General features: G+C 63.6%; 18 protein-coding genes. 11 read left to right on the top strand and 7 right to left on the bottom strand.

Translation table 11 applies throughout. The features are described from left to right. Nucleotides 1-114 precede the first annotated feature (114 nt). From torT to H163_RS0104520, 6 genes are read right to left on the bottom strand one after another with little or no spacing between them, the layout of a single operon-like run. Nucleotides 115-1,188 carry a TMAO reductase system periplasmic protein TorT gene (gene torT, locus H163_RS0104545; protein ID WP_019963367.1) on the bottom strand — a complete coding sequence of 358 codons (1,074 nt, stop codon included), beginning with the start codon at nt 1,186-1,188 and terminating at the stop codon, nt 115-117. A 48-nt stretch (nt 1,189-1,236) separates the two neighbouring features. Beyond that, nucleotides 1,237-2,205 carry a 5-oxoprolinase subunit C family protein gene (locus H163_RS0104540; RefSeq protein ID WP_019963366.1) on the bottom strand — a complete coding sequence of 323 codons (969 nt, stop codon included), beginning with the start codon at nt 2,203-2,205 and terminating at the stop codon, nt 1,237-1,239. Continuing rightward, the gene (locus H163_RS0104535; RefSeq protein ID WP_019963365.1) at nt 2,195-3,070 is read right to left on the bottom strand and encodes a 5-oxoprolinase subunit B family protein; all 876 of its coding nucleotides are present in this window, start codon (nt 3,068-3,070) and stop codon (nt 2,195-2,197) included. The genes H163_RS0104540 and H163_RS0104535 overlap by 11 nt, the downstream gene beginning before the upstream one ends. Beyond that, on the bottom strand, nt 3,070-4,452 hold the full coding sequence (locus H163_RS0104530; protein ID WP_019963364.1) for an acetyl-CoA carboxylase biotin carboxylase subunit: 1,383 nt from the start codon (nt 4,450-4,452) through the stop codon (nt 3,070-3,072). The genes H163_RS0104535 and H163_RS0104530 overlap by 1 nt, the downstream gene beginning before the upstream one ends. After that, nucleotides 4,449-4,691 (bottom strand): acetyl-CoA carboxylase, encoded by a 243-nt coding sequence (locus H163_RS0104525; RefSeq protein ID WP_019963363.1) that lies wholly within the window; start codon nt 4,689-4,691, stop codon nt 4,449-4,451. The genes H163_RS0104530 and H163_RS0104525 overlap by 4 nt, the downstream gene beginning before the upstream one ends. After that, nucleotides 4,688-5,485 carry a 5-oxoprolinase subunit PxpA gene (locus H163_RS0104520; RefSeq protein WP_019963362.1) on the bottom strand — a complete coding sequence of 266 codons (798 nt, stop codon included), beginning with the start codon at nt 5,483-5,485 and terminating at the stop codon, nt 4,688-4,690. Before H163_RS0104520 ends, H163_RS0104525 begins: the two co-directional genes overlap by 4 nt. A 288-nt stretch (nt 5,486-5,773) precedes the next feature. Between H163_RS0104520 and H163_RS0104515 the strand changes: the two genes are divergently transcribed. From H163_RS0104515 to H163_RS0104500, 4 genes are all read left to right on the top strand, one after another. Beyond that, nucleotides 5,774-6,673 (top strand): LysR family transcriptional regulator, encoded by a 900-nt coding sequence (locus tag H163_RS0104515; RefSeq protein ID WP_019963361.1) that lies wholly within the window; start codon nt 5,774-5,776, stop codon nt 6,671-6,673. A 77-nt stretch (nt 6,674-6,750) separates the two neighbouring features. Continuing rightward, nucleotides 6,751-7,044, top strand: coding sequence for a type II toxin-antitoxin system RelE/ParE family toxin (locus H163_RS0104510; RefSeq protein ID WP_019963360.1), 294 nt, complete (start codon nt 6,751-6,753; stop codon nt 7,042-7,044). 2 nt (nt 7,045-7,046) lie between these two features. Continuing rightward, nucleotides 7,047-7,340 (top strand): addiction module antidote protein, encoded by a 294-nt coding sequence (locus H163_RS0104505; protein ID WP_026355451.1) that lies wholly within the window; start codon nt 7,047-7,049, stop codon nt 7,338-7,340. Nucleotides 7,341-7,359: 19 nt separating this feature from the next. Then, the gene (locus H163_RS0104500) at nt 7,360-7,689 is read left to right on the top strand and encodes a type II toxin-antitoxin system HicB family antitoxin (RefSeq protein WP_019963358.1); all 330 of its coding nucleotides are present in this window, start codon (nt 7,360-7,362) and stop codon (nt 7,687-7,689) included. Between the two features lie 8 nt (nt 7,690-7,697). On the opposite strand, the gene H163_RS0104495 is transcribed toward H163_RS0104500, so the two are convergent. Beyond that, on the bottom strand, nt 7,698-9,122 hold the full coding sequence (locus tag H163_RS0104495; RefSeq protein ID WP_019963357.1) for a pyridoxal phosphate-dependent decarboxylase family protein: 1,425 nt from the start codon (nt 9,120-9,122) through the stop codon (nt 7,698-7,700). Nucleotides 9,123-9,381: 259 nt separating this feature from the next. Here H163_RS0104495 and H163_RS0104490 point away from each other — a divergent pair, with 259 nt between their 5' ends. The 7 genes from H163_RS0104490 (at nt 9,382) to H163_RS0104460 (ending at nt 18,663) form a co-directional block, all read left to right on the top strand. After that, nucleotides 9,382-9,891, top strand: a complete 510-nt coding sequence (locus tag H163_RS0104490; protein ID WP_026355450.1) for an RNA polymerase sigma factor — start codon at nt 9,382-9,384, stop codon at nt 9,889-9,891. Nucleotides 9,892-9,997: 106 nt separating this feature from the next. Next, the gene (locus H163_RS0104485) at nt 9,998-11,050 is read left to right on the top strand and encodes a FecR family protein (RefSeq protein WP_019963355.1); all 1,053 of its coding nucleotides are present in this window, start codon (nt 9,998-10,000) and stop codon (nt 11,048-11,050) included. Nucleotides 11,051-11,190: 140 nt separating this feature from the next. Then, nucleotides 11,191-14,001: a TonB-dependent receptor gene (locus H163_RS0104480; RefSeq protein ID WP_026355449.1), complete on the top strand. Its 2,811-nt coding sequence runs from the start codon at nt 11,191-11,193 to the stop codon at nt 13,999-14,001. Between the two features lie 114 nt (nt 14,002-14,115). Then, the gene (locus H163_RS0104475; protein ID WP_019963353.1) at nt 14,116-14,832 is read left to right on the top strand and encodes a hypothetical protein; all 717 of its coding nucleotides are present in this window, start codon (nt 14,116-14,118) and stop codon (nt 14,830-14,832) included. 13 nt (nt 14,833-14,845) lie between these two features. Beyond that, nucleotides 14,846-16,699, top strand: coding sequence for a type I secretion system permease/ATPase (locus H163_RS0104470; protein WP_040677812.1), 1,854 nt, complete (start codon nt 14,846-14,848; stop codon nt 16,697-16,699). Further along, nucleotides 16,696-18,006, top strand: coding sequence for an HlyD family type I secretion periplasmic adaptor subunit (locus H163_RS0104465; RefSeq protein WP_019963351.1), 1,311 nt, complete (start codon nt 16,696-16,698; stop codon nt 18,004-18,006). The genes H163_RS0104470 and H163_RS0104465 overlap by 4 nt, the downstream gene beginning before the upstream one ends. A gap of 30 nt (nt 18,007-18,036) precedes the next feature. Further along, nucleotides 18,037-18,663, top strand: a complete 627-nt coding sequence (locus H163_RS0104460) for a biliverdin-producing heme oxygenase (protein ID WP_019963350.1) — start codon at nt 18,037-18,039, stop codon at nt 18,661-18,663. Nucleotides 18,664-18,923 lie beyond the last annotated feature (260 nt).

Below are 18,923 nucleotides of genomic sequence, written 5' to 3'. Positions count from 1 at the left end.
CCCCCTCAAGGGGGGAGAGGAATGGGAGCCTGCCTCACTGGCAGTCCGTTGCAAACACAGCGCCTTTGAAGGGAGGTGAGGCGCTATGTCACCAATGGCGCCTCACCATCTGCATCACTCCACCGTAAACACCGGCTTGAAGCCGTCCGGGGGCAGGATGCTGGTCTTGGAGACGGCGGCGATGTTGTCCCCGTCCACGACGAAGATCTTCGGCCCCACGTGCTTGATCAGGTCCTTGCCTTCGAGGGCGCGGACGGCCTGGTCGATGGCGATGCGGCCCTGGATAACCATGGAGTCGGCGGGGGCGGCGGCGATGAAGCCGCGTTTGATGCCCTCATAGACGCCCGGCGTCATGTAGAAGGCGAGAAGGTCCACCTTGCCCTGCAGCCCGCGCTCGCGGATGAGGCCCTGTGCGGCTTCGGCGGTGACGGCGGTTCCGGCGATGTAGCGCACGTCCGGTTCGGCCTGCAGCACGTCCTCCACCAGTTTCAGCTGGGCTTCCTTGCCGGTGTCGCCATATTTGGGGTCCAGAATGGTGAGGCCGGAGTCCTTGACCGCCTCCATGAAGCCCTTGTTGGCGGCTTCCACCCAGCCGGCGCCCGCAGGACCGGGGAACCAGCCCACCTTCACCGGATCGCTGCCCTTCGGGTGCTTGGCGGCAAGGTATTTTCCGGTCTCGAAGCCCATGGTGTAGAAGGAAACGAGGGACTTGGCCGTCAGCTTGGGGGAGGACATGCCGTTGACGACATCGATGACGGGAATGTTCTTTGCCGCCAGTTCTGAAACGAGGTTGTTGAGCCCGTCATAGGAAATGGCGCCGATCACCACCGCCTGCGCTCCGCCGGCGACGCAATCCTCGATCTGCGAGATCTGCTTGGCGAGCTCGGTGTAGCCGCCCGCTTCGACGAGCGTCATCTTGACGCCGAGATCCTTCGCCTGTTCGGCAACGCCATAGTCAACGCCAAGCCAGTAGGCATCCTTCATGTGCGGGAAGGAGACGCAGATCTTGTAAGGCTGGCTGGCCTTTTCGAGCGGTGTGTATTGCACGTCCGAGGGCGTGCCGTCCGCCGAGAAGGCGGGGGTGATCTCGGTGGCATCATAGGGATACCAGGTCTCCGCCAGAGACGGGGCCATCGAGGCAAGCAGGATCATTGAGGCCGAAAGCCCCTTGAAGGCAGTGCGTGTCATGTTGTCTTCCCCGGTTGAAAGGTTGCGTCTTGTTTTTGTTATGCGAAGTCAGAAAAGCGCCCTGATGCGGCTGATCAGCTCTGCCCGTTCCCTGCGGGCTTTCAGGGCGTTCTCCATGTCCACCTGGACAAAACGGGTTGGGGTGTTCGGCTGCAGCTGGCCGATAAGGTCCATGTCGGCCGAAATCACCGTGCCCACCATGAAGTAGCCGCCGCCCGACACCGCATCGCGGTGCAGGATGATCGGCTCGCTGCCGCTGGGCACCTGAATGGAGCCATAGGGGTAGCAGCTGTCGACGATGTTGGACGGGTCCGAGCCTGCGCCGAAGGGCGGCTGGCGCGGTACGAAATCAAGCGGGCGTCCGCCGCGGAAGCGGTAGCCCATGCGGTCAGCCTCAGGCGCCACCTTCCACTCATCGGCAAAGAAGGCCTGCTGTGCCTCTTCGGTGATGCGGTGCCAGTAGAGCCCCGGCAGCACGCGCAGCTCCGCCGGAGTGCCCGGCTTGCGGCGCAGTTCTTCCGGAATGGTCCGCCCGTCCGTGCTGGCTCCGGCGTCTCCCACCGGCAGCTCGTCACCGGCGGCAATCGCCCGGCCCTGGAAGCCGCCGAGGGCACCGATGGCATAAGTGGAGCGGCTGCCGAGCGCCAGCGGCACGTCGATGCCGCCCGCGACGGCGATGCAGATGCGGGCGCCGGATTTCAGGAAATCGAAGCTGAGCACCTGTCCGGCCTTCACGGCAAAGGCGGTCCAGCCGGGCCGGGCCTCGCCGTCGAGTTTCACCGGCATGTCCGCGCCGGTGACGGCGACGGTGGCATCGCGGGTGAACTCCAGCTTTGGGCCGATGAAGACCGCCTCCAGACCGGCCGCGCCCTCGTCATTGCCCACCAGCAGGTTGGCCGCCCGCATGGCGAGCCGGTCCATGGCCCCGCCAATGGGAATGCCGAGATGGAAATATCCGGGGCGGCCGAGGTCCTGAACCGTGGTGGCAAGGCCGGGATGGAGAACCTTAATCGCCATAGAGGACGCCCTCCAGTTTCTGGTTGTAGCCGTCGATGTCCTTGCTGAATTCGGTGAGGTCAAAGCTCACCTCGCGGACCGGCGGGGTGAAATGCCCCTTGGCCACCTCTTCCACCGCCGTGTCATAGCCATCCCGGTCCACCGGCTTGAACTTGACGATGTCGCCCGGGCGGAAGAACACCATGAAGTCCTTGAGGTAGCTCGTCTCCTGCGCCGGGTCATAGATCGGCATGGGGGTGATGCCGAACATCTGGTAGCCGCCTGCGCCGCGCACCGAATAGATGCAGCCGAAGCAGCCGCCATGGCCCACGGTCAGCCGGGGCGTGTCCGTGCGCGGGCGCAGGTATTTCGGCACCTCGATCTGCCGCTGCCGCTCCACCATCTGGTACATGAAGGGCAGGCCCGAGACGAAGCCGACCATGGAGACGAACCAGGGCGAGCCGGAATGGGCGGTGATGAAATCACTCACCGTGTCATAGCCGTTGATCCGGGCGGCATAGTCGAGATCGGTGCCGGTCGGGTCCTGATGGCGCTCGCGGAAACGCATCAGCGTCTCATGCGTCCAGGGATCGTTGTAGAAAACCGGGATCTCGACGATGCGGGTGCGGATCACCGGTTCGGCTTTGGCAGCGGCGGCCTCGATGGCCTTCACCTCGCGCATGAGGTCGTCCGGATGGATCACGTCCGGATTGAACTTCACCTGAAACGATGCATTGGCCGGGCAGATTTCCGTGACACCGCTGATGCCCGCATCACGGATGCCATTGGTCATGGACAGGGACTGGAAGAATGCATCGAGGGACATGTCCTCGCTGCATTCCACGAAGAGGTGCTCGTCACCGCCGAATGTGTAACGCATCGCCATTACGCAACCTCCTCAAGTCCGGCATCCGGCTGGAAGCTCTCTTCGAGCCAGGGTTCCAGGAAACGTGTGTGAACGGCACCCGTCCTCACGCTGTCATCGCGGCACAGGGCCAGATGCAGCGGCACGGTGGTGGCCAGCCCGCCGATCTTCAGGCCCTTGAGGGCCTGTTCCAGCCGGGCCATGCAGGCCGCCCGGTCCGTGCCATGGACGATCAGCTTGCCGAGCAGGGAATCGTAGAAGGGCGGCACCGTGTAGCCCTCGTAGAGCATGGTGTCGAAGCGGATGCCCTCGCCCTCCGGCACGCTCAAGCTGGAGATGGTGCCGGGACCGGGGACGAAATTGCGGGCCGGGTCTTCCGCATTGATGCGGCATTCGATGGCATGGCCCGACAGGCGGATGTCCTCCTGCCGCAGGCTCAGCTTTCCGCCGCCCGCAATGCGGATCATCTCCTGCACCAGATCCACGCCGGTGATCATCTCGGTCACCGGGTGCTCCACCTGAATGCGGGTGTTCACCTCGATGAAATAGAAGGCGCCCGCGTCCTCATCATAGAGGTATTCAACCGTGCCAGCGCCCTTGTAGCCAACCGACTTTGCAAGTGCCACGGCGCTTGAGCAGAGCGCATCGCGGATATCATCAGGCAGGCTGCAGGAGGGGGCTTCCTCCCAGACCTTCTGGCGGCGGCGCTGCAATGAGCACTCCCGCTCGAACAGGTGAATGGCATCAACGCCGTCACCCAGGATCTGCACCTCCACATGCCGGGCGCGCTCGATCACCTTCTCGATATAAAGCCCGCCATCGCCGAAGGCAGCCTTGGCCTCGGCGGAGGCCAGCGGAAACTGGCGCTCGAATTCCTCCATGCTGGCGGCAATGCGGATGCCGCGCCCACCGCCACCGGCTGCGGCCTTGATCATCACCGGAAAGCCGGTGCGGGCGATAACTGCGCGGGCGGCCTCGATATCTGCAATGAGGCCGTCGCTGCCCGGAACGGTGGGCACACCGGCAGCCGCTGCCACTTCGCGTGCTTTCACCTTGTCGCCAAGCAGGCTGATGGCTTCGGCGCTGGGGCCGATGAAAATTAGCCCTGCATCGGTGACGGCCTGCGCGAAGGCGGCATTCTCGGACAGGAAGCCGTAACCCGGATGGATCGCATCAACGCCGGCCTCCTTGGCGGTGGCCACGACACGCTCGATGTTGAGATAGGATTTGGCGGCAGACGGCGGGCCGATATCGACAGCTTCATCCGCAAGCTTCACCGCCAGCATGTCCGCATCGGCAGCGGAATGGACCTGCACGGTGCGCAGGCCCATGGCCTTGGCCGCCTTGACGATCCTGACGGCGATCTCGCCCCGGTTGGCCACAAGGAGGGAGCGGATCGTCATGCGTCAACCTCGGCCAGAACCTGACCTGCCATCACCGGCTCGGCATCTTCCACATGAAAGGTGATGTTGCTGCCGGACAAGCCTGCCGGGATCTCGTGGAAGGTCTTCATCACCTCGATGAGGCCGATCACATCCGCCTCGCCAACGCTTGCGCCGTCCTGCGTGAAAGCTGCCGCATCGGGGGAGGGCTTGCGGTAGAAGATGCCCGGAAGGGGCGATCTGATCTCGATCTTGCTCATGCGCTTCTCCGGAAGGTTTCTTTTGCGAGTTCAGAGACGGGAATGATCTTGATGCCGGCGGCCTTCAGGCCCTCGCGCATGGCCAGGCCGATCTCCTGCGCGCCCAGCGTGTCGGAATGGAAGCAGATGGATTCGAACGGCACCTTGATGTCGGTGCCGGTGACGGTCGTCACCACGCCTTCCTTGCAGGCGCGCACCACCTTGCGGGCAATGGCCTCCGGGTCGGGCCGGCCCACGTCCCGGGTGAAGACGATGGAGCCGCTGTCGTCATAGTCCCGGTCGGCATAGAACTCACGGATCACCGGCTGGCCCGCCTCAAGCGCGGCGGTTTCGGTGGCCGAGCCCGACATGCAGAAGACAAAGGCGTTCGGCGCCACGGTCTGCATGTAGGTCATGAACAGTTGGGAAAGCTCGGTGTTGACCGCCATCTCCATGTAGAGCGCGCCATGCGGCTTCACATGCTGCAGGCTGGCGCCATGGCGGCGGGCGAATTCGCGCAGTGCGCCGACCTGATAGATGATGTCGTTCAGAAGCTCGCGTGCCGTGCCGTCGATCCGGCGGCGGCCAAAGCCCTTGAGGTCATTGTAGCCGGGGTGCGCGCCGATGCCGACGCCATGCTCCACGGCCATGCGCACGGTGCGGTCCATCAGGTTGGGATCGCCTGCATGAAAGCCGGTGGCAATGTTGGCCGAGCTGATCAGGCCCATCAGCGCGGCATCCTCGGTATCGCCGATGCGCCAGCGGCCGAAGCCCTCTCCCAGATCACAATTGATGTCGACAGCTTCGAGTGCCAATGTCCGCCCTTTCACCGCCTGCCTGCCTTTTGAGCAGGAAGGTGGGGTGCCTCTGTTTTCGTCATGGATGACGCTAGGCGAAAAAAGAGCGTTTGAAAATTTTTATGTTTTGCGCTTCTCTATCTGAAAAGAAGAATAGTGATGTCCAGGCAGCTGGGGAATTAGAGAATAAAAATCAACAAGATGCTGGATCGTGAGCAGAATTTGACAGCTCGCTGCTCAAGATGAAGGCGGTCTCATCTGAAAATCAGATGGGCTCTGATTGGAAAATACGGGAGGGGTGCAATCATGTCGATCAGCCTGAGGCAGATCCGCTACTTTGTGGCGACGGCGGAGCAGGGGCAGGTGTCGCAGGCGGCCATTCATCTGTCGATTTCCCAGTCGGCCGTGACGACGGCGATCAAGGAGCTGGAGCAGATTGTCGGCTCGCCGCTGTTCGAGCGGGTGTCCCATGGTATGGAGCTGACGGAGGCCGGGCGGCAGTTCCTCTCCCACGCCTATGAGATCCTGCGCAAGGTGGAGGAGGCAACGCATCTGTCGCTGACGGGCAGCGAGCTGACCGGGCGGCTGACGGTGGCTGCCACCTACACGGTCATGGGCTATTTCCTGCCCCTGCATATCGAGCGGATCCGCCGCCGCCTGCCGGGGCTGGACATCCAGCTGCTGGAGATGAACCGGGAGTCCATCGAGGAGGGGCTGCTGACCAACCGGCATGATATTGCCGTGCTGCTGACCTCCAACATTCTTAATCCGGAACTGACCACGGAAAAGCTGATGAGTTCGGCCCGCCGCCTCTGGGTGCCGGGCCAGCACCGGCTGCTGTCCGCGCCCTCGGTCGGCCTCAGGGAAGTGGCGGACGAACCCTACATCATGCTGACGGTGGACGAGGCCTCGCACAGCTCGCTGAAATACTGGAGCCAGTCCGGCTATCAGCCGCACATCACCTTGCGCACCTCGTCGGTGGAAGCGGTGCGTTCGCTCGTCGCCAATGATCAGGGCGTTGCCATCCTCTCCGACATGGTGCACCGCCCCTGGTCGCTGGAGGGACGCCGCATCGAGACCATCAACCTGCGCGATCCCGTGCCGTCCATGGATGTCGGCCTTGCCTGGCGCAAGAACGCCGAATTCACCCCCGCCATGGCCGCCATCCGCCGCTATTTCCGCCAGACCTTCCATTTGCCGGGGTGAGGGGGCACCAGAAGGCTGGTAAGAGGGGGTGTAAATTATAATTTACACCCCCCGGCCGCTGGCACTATATTCCTCGCATGATCGAAGTCCGCCAGACAGCCGTCTTTCGCGGCTGGTTTGCTGAGCTGAAAGACTTGCGCGCCCGAAGCCGGATCGCCAGACGGATTGCCACCGTGCAAAGTGGTTTATTGGGCGATGTAAAATTCTTCGATGGCATAGGCGAGCTTCGTATCGATTATGGCCCGGGCTATCGCGTTTACTTTGTCCGCAAGGGTGCTGTGGTGATCATCCTGCTGTGCGGGGGAGACAAAGGCAGCCAGGCCCGCGATATCCGCAAGGCCAGGATGATGGCTGCGGATCTGGAGGAATGACCATGGCACTTGAAACCTTTCCGTTCGATGCCGCCGAGCACCTGACAGATCCGGTTGATCAGGCCGAGTTGCTGAACGAAGCCTTGGGAAGCGGAGATGCCGCCGCTATCGCTTCCGCCCTCGGGATTATTGCCCGGGCGCGCGGCATGACTGAAGTCGCCCGCGAGGCCGGTGTAACCCGCGTCGCACTTTACAAGTCCCTGAGCGAAGAGGGAGACCCCCGCCTGACAACCTTGCTGGGAGTGATGCGGGCTTTGGGGATGAAGCTGTCTGCAGAGATTACGCCTGCTTCCTGACTGAAGCGGAGATACTGCCATGACGATGATGCACTACAAGGGCTACGAAGCCGTTGTCGAGTTCGATGAAGAGGCTGAGATCTTCCATGGCGAGGTGATGAACCTGCGTGACGTGATTACCTTTCAGGGAACGTCCGCCGCCGGGTTGAAACAGGCTTTTGCAGAGTCCGTCGAGGATTATCTGGCCTTTTGTGCAGAACGGGGCGAAGAACCGGAAAAGCCCTTCTCTGGGCAGTTTGTCGTCCGGGCTGATCCGGGTTTGCACAAGGCATTGACGGTCGCCGCCCGCCGCGCCGGGGTCAGCCTCAACAAGTGGGTGACCTCGACGCTGGAGCGTGCTGTTAGCTAAAACCGGTATCACCCCGCCTTGCACGCAAGGCCGGTGATCACGTCAAAGGCCAGCATCACGTCATCGCGGGTGGTTTCGAACTGGCCGGCCTGGAAGCGCAAGACGAAGCGGCCGTCCACCAGCGTCTGGGTGAGGTAGATCCGCCCGTCTGCATTGATCGCTTCCAGCAGCGCCCGGTTGGCGGCGGCAATGGCCTCCTCATCGCCGGAGAGATGTTCCGGGCGGTAACGGAAGGTGAAGAGCGAGAGCATGGGATCGGTGACGATCTCGAAATCCGGCTCTTGGCCAAGTTTTTCCGCCAACTCCACCGACCAGGCCACGTGGTTGCGGATCATTTCACGCAGGCCGGTGAGGCCATGGGCGCGCATCAGGAACCAGAGTTTCAGCGCCCGGAAACGGCGGCCCAGCACCACGGACCATTCGGAATAATTGGTGATTTCGTCCTGACCGGATGTCTTCAGATATTCCGGCCGGATGGCGAGGGCGCGCACCTGCTGGGACGGATCGCGCAGGAACTGCACCGTGCAATCGAACTGGGCACCCAGCCACTTGTGCGGATTGATGACGATGCTGTCCGCGCCCTCGATGCCATCCCACAGATCACGGAACTCGGGGCAGATCATGGCGGAGCCGGCCCAGGCGGCATCGACATGCAGGTAGAGGTTTTCGCGAGCAGCAATCTCCACCACGGCGCGGATATCGTCCGTACCGCCGCAGCCTGTACCGCCGACGCAGGCGATGATACCGGCCGGCAGATATCCGGCCTCACGGTCGGCGGTGATGGCGGCTTGCAGCGCCTGCGGGTTCATCGCCCGCCCCTGCCCGTCGATGGGGATGCGCACCAGATTGTCCGCGCCAAGACCTGCAAACCACACTGCCCGGTCGATGGAGGTGTGCACCTCGCCCGAGCAATAGACCCGGAGCCGCGGCTGGCCGGACAGGCCTTTGCTGTTGCCGTGCCAGCCAAGGGCGCGCTCGCGCAGGGTCAGAACGGCAGCCAGCGTGGCGGACGAGGCCGTATCCTGCAGCGTGCCGGAAAAATCTGCAGGAAGGCCAATCGCCTGACGGAACCAGTCCGTCACCCGGCCTTCCAGCTCGGTTGCCGCCGGTGAGGTTTGCCAAAGCATGCATTGCGCGGCCATCGCGCTGACGAGATACTCGGCAACCACAGAGACCGGCGCGGCATTGGCCGGGAAATAGGCGAAGAAGCGCGGATGCTGCCAGTGGGTCATGCCGGGCAGGATATCGGCCTCGAAGCTCTGGAAGATCGCCTCCATGGCCTCCGGCTCTTCCGGCGGGCTGGCAGCAATGCGGGCGGCAATTTCGCCGGGGGCTGTCTGGGCCCGCACCGGACGATCCCTCAGGCCTGCCCTGTAGTCAGCACCCCAATCGGCTGCGCGCCGCGACCAGTGGCGGAATTCTTCGCCGTCCATTCCATCCTCCCCGGAAAGATTATTCGCGCATACTGTTATCTCCCGTCATTCCTGCCTGCAAGCTGCGCGCTTTCAGTTTGGCAACCAGCGGATGGCTTGCTAAAAGATGAGTTTCCGAGTTAGGTATTGGCGCGCGAGGGACGGCTGCCGCCTGGCAGCTGCTGCCTGCAGGCTGATACGAAAACATGCAGCCCCTCAAGGCCGGTGCGTGACGCATGTCTTGAGCTGGCCCTCCTGCCGCAGATGAATGAACGGGTCCATGTCACTCAGGGAAAGCGACAGCCGGTATGCTGCTTATCTGGCACATCGCAGTGCCCTGATCGACTATGGCACCCGGCTGCTGGGCTCGCGCGCCGATGCAGAGGATGTGGTGCAGGAGGCCTTCATCCGCTTCGTGCCGGAGAACAGCCCGCCTGCCTCGTCCCTCAGGGCCTATCTCTTCCGCATTGTCCGCAATCTTGCCTTCGACATCCGCCGCCGCCGCCAGCTCGAATCACGTGAGGAGCCGGCCGACCTGCCGCACTGGACGAAGCCGCAGGATGTGCAGACGCCGGAAGAGGACGCCCTGCTCTGCGAGAATCTGCGCCACATCTCGGAGTATCTGGCCACGCTGCCGCCAGAGGTGCGTACCTCGCTGGAAATGCACCGCTTTGGCGGCTACACGCTGGATGAGATCGGCTCTCATCTGGGCCTGTCCACTGCCACTGTGCACCGTCATGTCACCCGGACACTGGCGGCTCTGGCTGCCCTGCTGGAGCCTGAAACGTGATTTTTTGGAGCCATTCTGAAAAATTCTTGCGGCTCGCTCGTCTTGGGGAGAGTAAGGGACATCCGGCACGGCAGAATTTGCCGCTGCGGAAAGAGACGCGCGCGACATGCCAGTGACACCGGCCGGAGACATCAAGGATCCTGCGCTGCTCGAAGTGGCGGCAGACTGGCTCGTGCGCCTGCGTGAGGCGCCGGAGGATGAGGTCCTGCAGCAGGCCTTTGAGGTCTGGCTGACGCAGACCCCTGCCCATGCGGCGGCCTGGGCCCGGATGAACCGGACCTGGGACCTGCTTGGCCATGCGGGCGCAGCATCAGCGGAAGAGCCTCTGGCCGGTTCCGTACCACCCATCACCCGCGAGCCCATCATCCACCAGTCTGTGGCGCCTTCCCGCCGTCCGGTCTCCGGCAGACTTGCCGCAGGTCCGCGGCGCTGGCGGCGCGCGGTTCTGGCTGCAACAGCCGGAGCGATGGCGGCCTGCCTTGTCCTGCTGGCCGCACCAACCCTTCTGCTGCGTCTTGAAGCCGATCATTACACCGCAGCAGGCGAGCAGCGCGGCGTGACGCTGGAGGATGGCACGCGGGTGACCCTCGCCGCTGCCAGTGCGATTGCCACGGGATTCACGCCGCAGGCCCGCAACGTCGAGCTGCTGTCAGGGGATGCCTATTTTGATGTGGTCAAGGACGCTGCCCGGCCCTTCACCGTCGGGACAGGGAATGTGCGCATCACAGTCCTCGGCACGTCCTTCGATGTGCGCGCCACCAGCGGCATGATCGATATAAGCCTGGCGGAGGGTTCGGTGCAGGCCGAGGTCAGCGCGGGCGGCAAGGTGCAGCTGCGGACGCTAGTACCCGGCGAGATGCTGAGCATCGACCGGGCGACAGGACATCTCGTCATCCGCCAGATTGCGCCGGAAGATATCGGCTCCTGGCGGCAGGGCCGCCTCTATGTGGTGGATGCCACCGTCAGTTCCGTGCTGGAGGATATCGCCCGCTATCACTCTGCCTGGCTTCGTCTCACTGACGAGTCTTTGGGCCGCCAGCGTGTCACCGGCGTCTTCGATCTCAACGATCCGGACCGGGCCTTGCGTGCCCTTGTCGAGCCATTTGAGGGCGAAGTGGTGGCTGTTTCGCCCTATGTCCGGCTGATTTCCGGACGCTGAAAAGAAATATGAGTTTTATTTTCAGATTTTTTCGTCCGGGATGCCGGAATCCTGAAAAATTTGACAGAGCCGTTCGTCTCTAGGGTCGGAAGCGCAGCACCGGGGAGGTCTGCGCCAGGACGTAAAGAGACAGGGCAGGCATGTTTTCGAGTAGCGGGTCTGGGGCAGCCAACAGCCGGCGCAAGGCTGGTTTTCCCCATCGGGCAAGACTTCTGGCCACCATTGCCATGGTGCCTCTGGCAGCCGTGGGGGTGAATCATCTGCCGCCGCAGGCGGCACAGGCGCAGACGTCAGCCGTGCGGAGCTTCAGCATTCCTGCGCAGGGGCTGGCCAGTGCCGTCAGTGCCTTCGGCCGCCAATCCGGCCTGCAGGTGACGCTTGCAGCCAGCGCGTCAAACGGGGTGACGACGCAGGCCGTGCAGGGGGCCATGACGCCGCAGGAGGCGCTGGGCCGGATGCTGCAGGGCACTGGCGTTCCCTTCCGGATCACGGGCGATGGCACGGCGGTGATCGGTGCGGCCCGCCCCTCTGCCGCGGCAGGCGAGGGCGTGGAGGGCGCTACGCAGCTTGAGACGGTGACGCTGACGGGCGAGGGCTCCAGCGGCTACATGGGCGCGCCCGACTGGGTTTACGACACGCCGTCGAGTGTTGCCGTGGTTTCGGGTGAGGCCATCCGCGATGCGGGCGTGAGGGATATCCGGGAGGTGTTCAATGCGGTTGCCGGCGCCTATGCCGGTGAGGGTGTTGCCAGCTTCCCCACCGTTTCTCCGAACCTGCGCGGTGTGCAGGATGCCGGGCGCGTTGCCGTCTCCATCGACGGAGCGCGGCAGAATGCGCAGGACGGCGGGCGTTACGGCTCCTCCAGCATCGGCGCGGGCGGTACGGCCATTGTCGATGGCGCTTTCATCCGCCAGGTTGAAATCGACAAGAACCCTGGCGCAACGGCTGGGAACACGGGCACGCTGGCCGGCTCCGTCGATTTCCGTACGGTTGGCGCCGCTGACATCATTCAGGACGGCAAGTCCTGGGGGGCGGAGGCCGATGTGGCCACCGGCAGCAACGGCTATGACCTGCAGACATCGGTGATCGGTTCCGCCCGGCTGTCGGACGTCTTTGCCCTGACCATGGGCCTCAGCAAGACCGAACTGAATCAATACCGCGCCGGCCGGATGGGCGAGGCGACGTCGACTGCCGATGCCACCGGCATCCGCAAGGACTTGCGCGGACGCGATACCTGGGGCTCCATGCTGAAGCTGGAAATGGAGCATGAGGACATGAGGGCCTCGGCATCCTGGATGCATCAGCAAAATGATTATGCCTACAGCGCCGGCGGCAACGCCGGCGGTGCGTATAGCGATATCAGCCGGTTCGAGAACACCAATGATAGCGGTTCCCTGAACTTCGGCTGGGATCCGGACAGCGAATGGGTCGACTTCAAGGCTAACCTCTGGCTCAACGATTCTTCCGTTCTGGAAACCCGTGATGCCCGTGGCAACCTGTCTCCCGAAACGGAAATCGGCAAGAGCCTGACCAGCTTCGGCATCACCCTGCAAAACACCAGCACGGCAAACACGCCTCTTGGTGGCCTTGCCCTCAACTATGGCGTCGAGGCCTTCCGTGATGTGGCCAGCAAGTCTGCCTCAAGCACGTCGATCTCGCAGACGCCTTACTATGCGGACAATTATGGCGTGTTCAACCCGCCAGGCCGCCGCGACATGGCCAGCATCTTCCTCAATGGCAAGCTTGAACCCGTCCGCTGGTTCAACGTGTCCGGCGGCCTGCGCTATGACTGGTACCGGCTGAAAGGTACGGCCCGCTACTATAACTTCGGCAAGCTTATAGCTCCGGCGGCGGTTGTGCGTGCAGGGTGCGTTGCTACTTTTCAGCAAGCTTACCCTGTCGGATCGTCGACTTATGATACTAATCTTAGGTTGCGAAATTCCAGGAATTCAGCCCTAAGACGCCGGGGAACCGAATGGTTTGCCACATGGAATTCCAATCCCTGTGGCGCATACAATTCCAGCGGAACCTGGGTTCAGGAGGGTTCGGTTCTCTCCTCGACTGCAGCCGTCCGCGAGGACGTCATTTACGACGAGGAGATCGACCGTTCCGGCGGCAAGCTGCTGCCCTCGGTGACGTTGGAATTCGTTCCGGTTGACTGGTTCAAGCCCTATGCCAGCTACAATCAGACCTACCGTCCGCCCACCATCACCGAAGCCTTCATGAGCGGCGGTTTTCAGCCTGGCGATGGTCAGCCCGCCCAGACTGCGCCCAATCCATGGCTGCGCCCGGAAACGGCGGAAACCTACGAAATCGGCGCCAATATCGTGACGGACGGCCTGATCACGGAGCGAGACCGGCTGCGGATCAAGGCGGCCGCCTTCTACCGGGAAATCGACGACTACATTGTTCTGGGCACGATCTATGCCTCGCAGGAGACAGCCAGGACCTATACGAGCTTCGTCAACATGGATGGCATCACCCGCACCCGCGGTGTGGAGGTGGAAGCCAATTATGATGCCGGGCGTTTCTGGTTTGGCGGTTCGGCGACATTCCTGTCCACCAACTGGCCGAGCAAGACTGAAGTCTTCAGCAATGGCACGGATGTGACCAGCGGCAACGTTTTCGCCTGGAACGGCAACATCCCGCCGCGCTTCAAGGTGACGGGCGACGCGGGGCTGCGCTTCTTTGAAGAAAAGCTCAGCCTTGGTGCGCGTGTCACCCATGTGACGCCCAGCCAGACGGCGGTGCTGGACGTGGATACCGGCATGCTCACCGAATACAGCGATAGCTACACCACGCTGGATCTCTACGGCTCCTACAAGGTCAACAAGAACGCCACGCTGCATCTTTCAGCCAACAACGTCACGGATGTGGCCTACATCCCGGCCAACAGTTCCATGGCAGCGGCCGGGCGCACCCTGCAGGCGCGGTTCAATGTGAAATTCTGAAGGTTTGCGGAAGGCATCCCTTCCGCCCGTCATTCCTGGCCGGGTGGCAGCCCGGCCAGGAAACCGCTGCCCCCCGAAACGGGCGGCACGCCACAGCCAACCAAGGAGATTGAAATGGCTGCGACTATCGAACTGAACGGAACGTCTTTCGACATGGTGAGCTTCTTTGCCGACTGGCTGGCAAGTTTCACCCCAAGCTACGGTGCATTCTGGTCCGCTTCGTCCGGCATCACCACCGCCCCGTCCAGCACGGCTGTTTACGACCAGTGGGGCAACGGCGCAACCGGAGGCTCCGGCGTCGTCATGAGTGGTGACATGCAGTACAGCCAGGGCAACCTGACTGGCTCAGTGGACACCGTTGCCCTTGGCTCCAACTACAGCGAATCCAACGCAAGCGGCTTCGCCGTTGATGCGGGGCTGACGATCACTGCAGATCCGGACTACTCCCTGGCTGGCCGTGGAGATCTCTTTGACTATGCTATCTACTATCTCTCCCAAGGCTCTCTGACCGGGATCTACAACTATCTGGGTGCCGTTGGCACCGAGATCGTCGGCACCACCGGGGATGATGTCCTTGTTGGCTTCAGCGGTGCCGATACGTTCATTTTCCTTGGTGGCCATGACACTGTGACCGCAGGCGGTACCGGCACCTATGGCTACCAGGATGGCACGGACACGCTGGATGTGTCGATCTGGGGGGCCACGGCCTACAGCGATCTGGCTGTGGCAGCCTCCGGTTCCGATACCGTCATTTCCTACGGCGGCAACTCGGTGACGCTGGCGGGCGTGAGTTCGAGCGTCATCGACGCATCCGACTTCCTGTTCGCCTGACCGGTTGACCCCCATGTTGGCATCCTGCCAGCATGGCTTGCGGCCCCGGCGCAATGCAGGGGCCGCTGGCCTTCCGTTGAGGGGGGTGGTGGTGGCGCTGTTCTGCGCCAGTGCCGTCCTCAACCTGCTCGCCCTCAACGGCTCGCTGTTCATGCTGCAGGTCTATGACCGGGTGCTCGCCAGCCGCAGCATCCCGACGCTGGTTGCCCTGTGCGTGCTGTCTGCCGGTCTCTTCGGCTTTCAGGCGCTGCTCGACAGCCTGCGCGCCCGGCTGCTGCTGCGTCTTGGCGAAAGTGCCGATGCGCGCCTGTCGGCCTGTGTGATGCGGGCCATTGCGCGGCTGCCGCTGATGTCGTGCGGGCAGGGCGATGGCCTGCAGCCCTTGCGGGATCTCGACACGATCCGCTCCTTCTTCGCAACGCCCGGCCCGGCAGCCCTGTTCGATCTGCCGTGGATCCCGGTCTATCTCGCCATCTGCTTTCTCTTTCACTTCTGGATTGGTGTGACCGCACTGGCCGGTACCGTGATCATGGTGGCGATCACCGTCTTTGCCGATGTGTCGGCGCGCCGTCCGGCGCGCATTGCCGCCGAGCGCGGGGCCTCCCGCTCCAGCCTTGCCGAGCAGACCCGCCGCAACGCCGAAAGCCTGAAGGCCATGGGCTTTGCCCGCCGCATCTCTGACCGCTGGCAGGTGGAGAACGATGCCTATCTTGCCGCCAACCGAAGCGCGGGGGACACCAGCGGCACCATGAGCGCCATCTCCCGTGCCATCCGGCAGGCGCTGCAATCGGCCATTCTTGCCGTGGGTGCCTGGCTCGTGATCCAGCAGGAAGCCTCTGCCGGCGTGATGATCGCGTCGTCCATCATGATGGGCCGCACCATGGCCCCGGTGGATTCGGCCATCGGCAGCTGGCGCAGCTTTGTGGCGGCCCGTCAGGGCTGGGCGCGCCTGCGCAAGCTGGAGCCTGTCTTCCAGGAAGCGCCACCTGTGCTGGATCTTCCTGCGCCTTGCCGGGACCTCAGGGCCGAAGGGCTCGTCATCGCGCCGCCCACCGCCGCAGGCAGCGGTGTCTTGCCAACCGTGACGGACATCTCGTTCCGGCTGGCGGCCGGCAGCGCGCTCGGCGTCATCGGGGCTTCCGGTTCCGGCAAGAGCACGCTGGTGCGCGCCCTGACCGGTGTGTGGCCGCTGCTGCGCGGCCATGTGCGGCTGGACGGGGCGGCGCTCGATCAATACGGCCCGGAGGCGCTTGGCCGCCACTCCGGCTATCTGCCGCAGCAGGCGGAGCTGTTCGAGGGCACGGTGGCGGAGAATATTGCCCGCTTTGACCCCGATGCCGCACCTGAAGCGATCATCATAGCGGCTGAAGCTGCCGGGGTGCATGGCTTCGTCACCAGCCTGCCGCAGGGCTACCAGACCCGCATCGGCCATGACGGCGCCGGGCTTTCCGGCGGCCAGCGTCAGCGTATCGGTCTGGCGCGGGCGCTTTATGGCAATCCGTTCCTGCTGGTGCTGGACGAGCCGAACGCCAATCTCGACGCAGACGGCGAGGCCGCCGTGGTGGAGGTGATGAAGCGCCAGCGCGAGCGCGGCGGCATCGCCATTGTCGTGGCGCACCGCCCCAGCGCGCTGGGTGCCGTGGATCAGGTGCTGATGATGGAGGCAGGCCGGATGAAGGCCTTCGGTCCCCGTGACGAGGTGCTTTCCCGCGTGCTCAAGGGCGCCCCAGCCGCAAAGCAGCCGGGGGCGGGGTTCGGCAGTATGTCCGCCCGCCTGCAGCCGCCGCTGAAGGTGGTGGCCGCACAGGCCGGTGTGCAGGCCGGGACTCCTGCTGACGCGGGTGCAGACAAGGAGGCGGCGGAATGAACGCGGCACCATCCTATTCGCTCGCCCGGTCCCTGCGCCGCCACATGCTGGCAAGTGGTGCCGTTGCCGTGCTGCTGGCCGCTGGAGTGGGCGGCTGGGCCATAGCCTCTACCCTTTCTGGCGCCGTGGTGGCGCCGGGAACCTTCGTCGTCGACAGCTATGTGAAGGCGGTACAGCATCCGACCGGCGGCGTGGTGGGCGAGCTTTTGGTGACCGAGGGGGCCTATGTCGAGGCCGGCGAGACCGTGCTGCGGCTCGACGCCACGCAGGAGCGGGCGGCCCTTGCCATCGTCACCAAGCGCCTTGATGAATTGACCGCCCGCCAGGCGCGGCTGCTGGCCGAGCGGGACGGCCTGCCGGAGCTGCGCTTTCCGCCGGAGCTTCTGGCGCGGGCACACGAGCCGCTTGCCAGTGAAGCCATGGCCAGCGAGACACGGCTCTTCGCCATCCGCAAGGCAGCCCGGGAGGGCAACCGGGCGCAGCTGGAAGAGCGGATCTCCCAGCTGGAGCATGAAATCAGCGGTTACGCCAGCCAGCAGAAGGCCTTCGACCGGTCACTTGCCATCCTGACGGACGAAACCGGCAAGCTGCAGGGCTTGTATGACCAGCGCCTTGTCTCTGCCCAGCGGCTCAACGCATTGGAGCGGGAAGCGGCATCTGTCAGTGCCGACCGGGCCGAAGCGGCCGCCTTTCAGGCGCGGGCTGCCGGGCGCATTGCCGAAACACGGCTGCAGATCCTTCAGCTGGAGCAGGACCTCAGCGCCGAAGCCGGCAATGAGCTGCGCGACATTGACGTTCAGCTTGGCGAACTGGTGGAGCGCAAGATCGCGGCGGAAGACAAGCTGGCCCGCATCGAACTGAAGGCGCCCCAGTCCGGCACGGTGCATCAGCTGGCGGTGCATACGGTTGGCGGTGTCATCTCGCCCGCGGACAAGATCATGCTGATCGTGCCCGGCAATGACGATCTGAGAGTGGAGGCGCGGATCAACCCTGCCGATATCGACCAGATCGCTCTAGGCCAGAAGGCCCTCCTGCGCCTTTCCGCCTTCAACCAGCGCACCACGCCCGAGCTGAATGGCGAAGTTGACCGGGTGGCCGCTGATCTCAGCGAGGATCAGCGCACGGGGCAGGCTTACTACCTCGTGCGCATCCGCATTCCGCAAGAGGAACTGGCGCGGCTGGACGGCCTTGGCCTCGTTCCCGGCATGCCGGCGGAAGCCTTCATCCAGACAGGAGAGCGCACGGCGCTGTCCTATTTCCTCAAGCCCCTCAACGACCAGATCGCCCGCGCCTTCAGAGAGGACTGACGGTGCCTGTTCCAACCCCAGGAGACACATATGGACGCGCATACCCTGGACAATCCCGCCCCCAACGAGCCCGCCGCCATCGAACCCGGCAGCCGGGCGAAGATGCTGAAACAGGCAACCCATGACATTCACGATGGCCTCGACAAGGACATCATGAGCCGCGACCCGTTCGGCAGCATTGGCAACTACGCCCGGTTTCTTGAGGTGCAGTACCGGTTTCATACGGTGATGGACGGCATCTACCGCATGCCCGCCCTTGATCCTCTGCTGCCGGATCTCGACGGCCGCCGCCGCCTGCATCTGGTGGCGCAGGATCTGGCCGGCATCGGCATGCCGCTGCCGGAGATCACGCAGGGCTCTGATGAGGCCGGGCCGGGCGATGATATGCCCGCCGCCATGGGCTGGCTCTATGTGGCTGAGGGCTCGAACCTGGGTGCGGCCTTTCTGTTGAAAGCGGCGGCAAAGCTGGGCCTGTCCGAAACCCATGGCGCGCGCCATCTGGCTGGCCATCCGGAGGGTCGCGGCCTGCACTGGCGCACTTTTACAGCAGCTCTGGATGCCATCCCGTTGCCGCCGGAGGATGAGGCACGGGTGATTGCCCATGCGAAACAGGCCTTCGCGCTTGTGCGCCGCTACGTGGGGGAAGCCTACGCCTGATCTCAGATCCCCGTTTCAGATCCCGGTGCCTCCCAGGCGCCGGGACCTGAAACCGTCTGTCAGTTATTTGACGCTGTTCAAGCCCGCAGGTATCCAGACCCGCCATTTCGGGCAGGAGATGATAAAATGAGTTTGAAATAGTTTTTCACGCCGGACACTTCATTTCACGCTGGTACCGCTTGTCTCCCGATGAGATATTTATTATTGATAATGCGGTAATATCATTACATCGCAGCGCCTCCACTCCTACGAGCGGTGCC

The sequence above is a fragment of the Pannonibacter phragmitetus DSM 14782 genome (genome assembly GCF_000382365.1).
In the GTDB taxonomy this organism is placed as follows: domain Bacteria; phylum Pseudomonadota; class Alphaproteobacteria; order Rhizobiales; family Stappiaceae; genus Pannonibacter; species Pannonibacter phragmitetus.
This window is presented reverse-complemented; position numbering and strand designations above follow the sequence as displayed.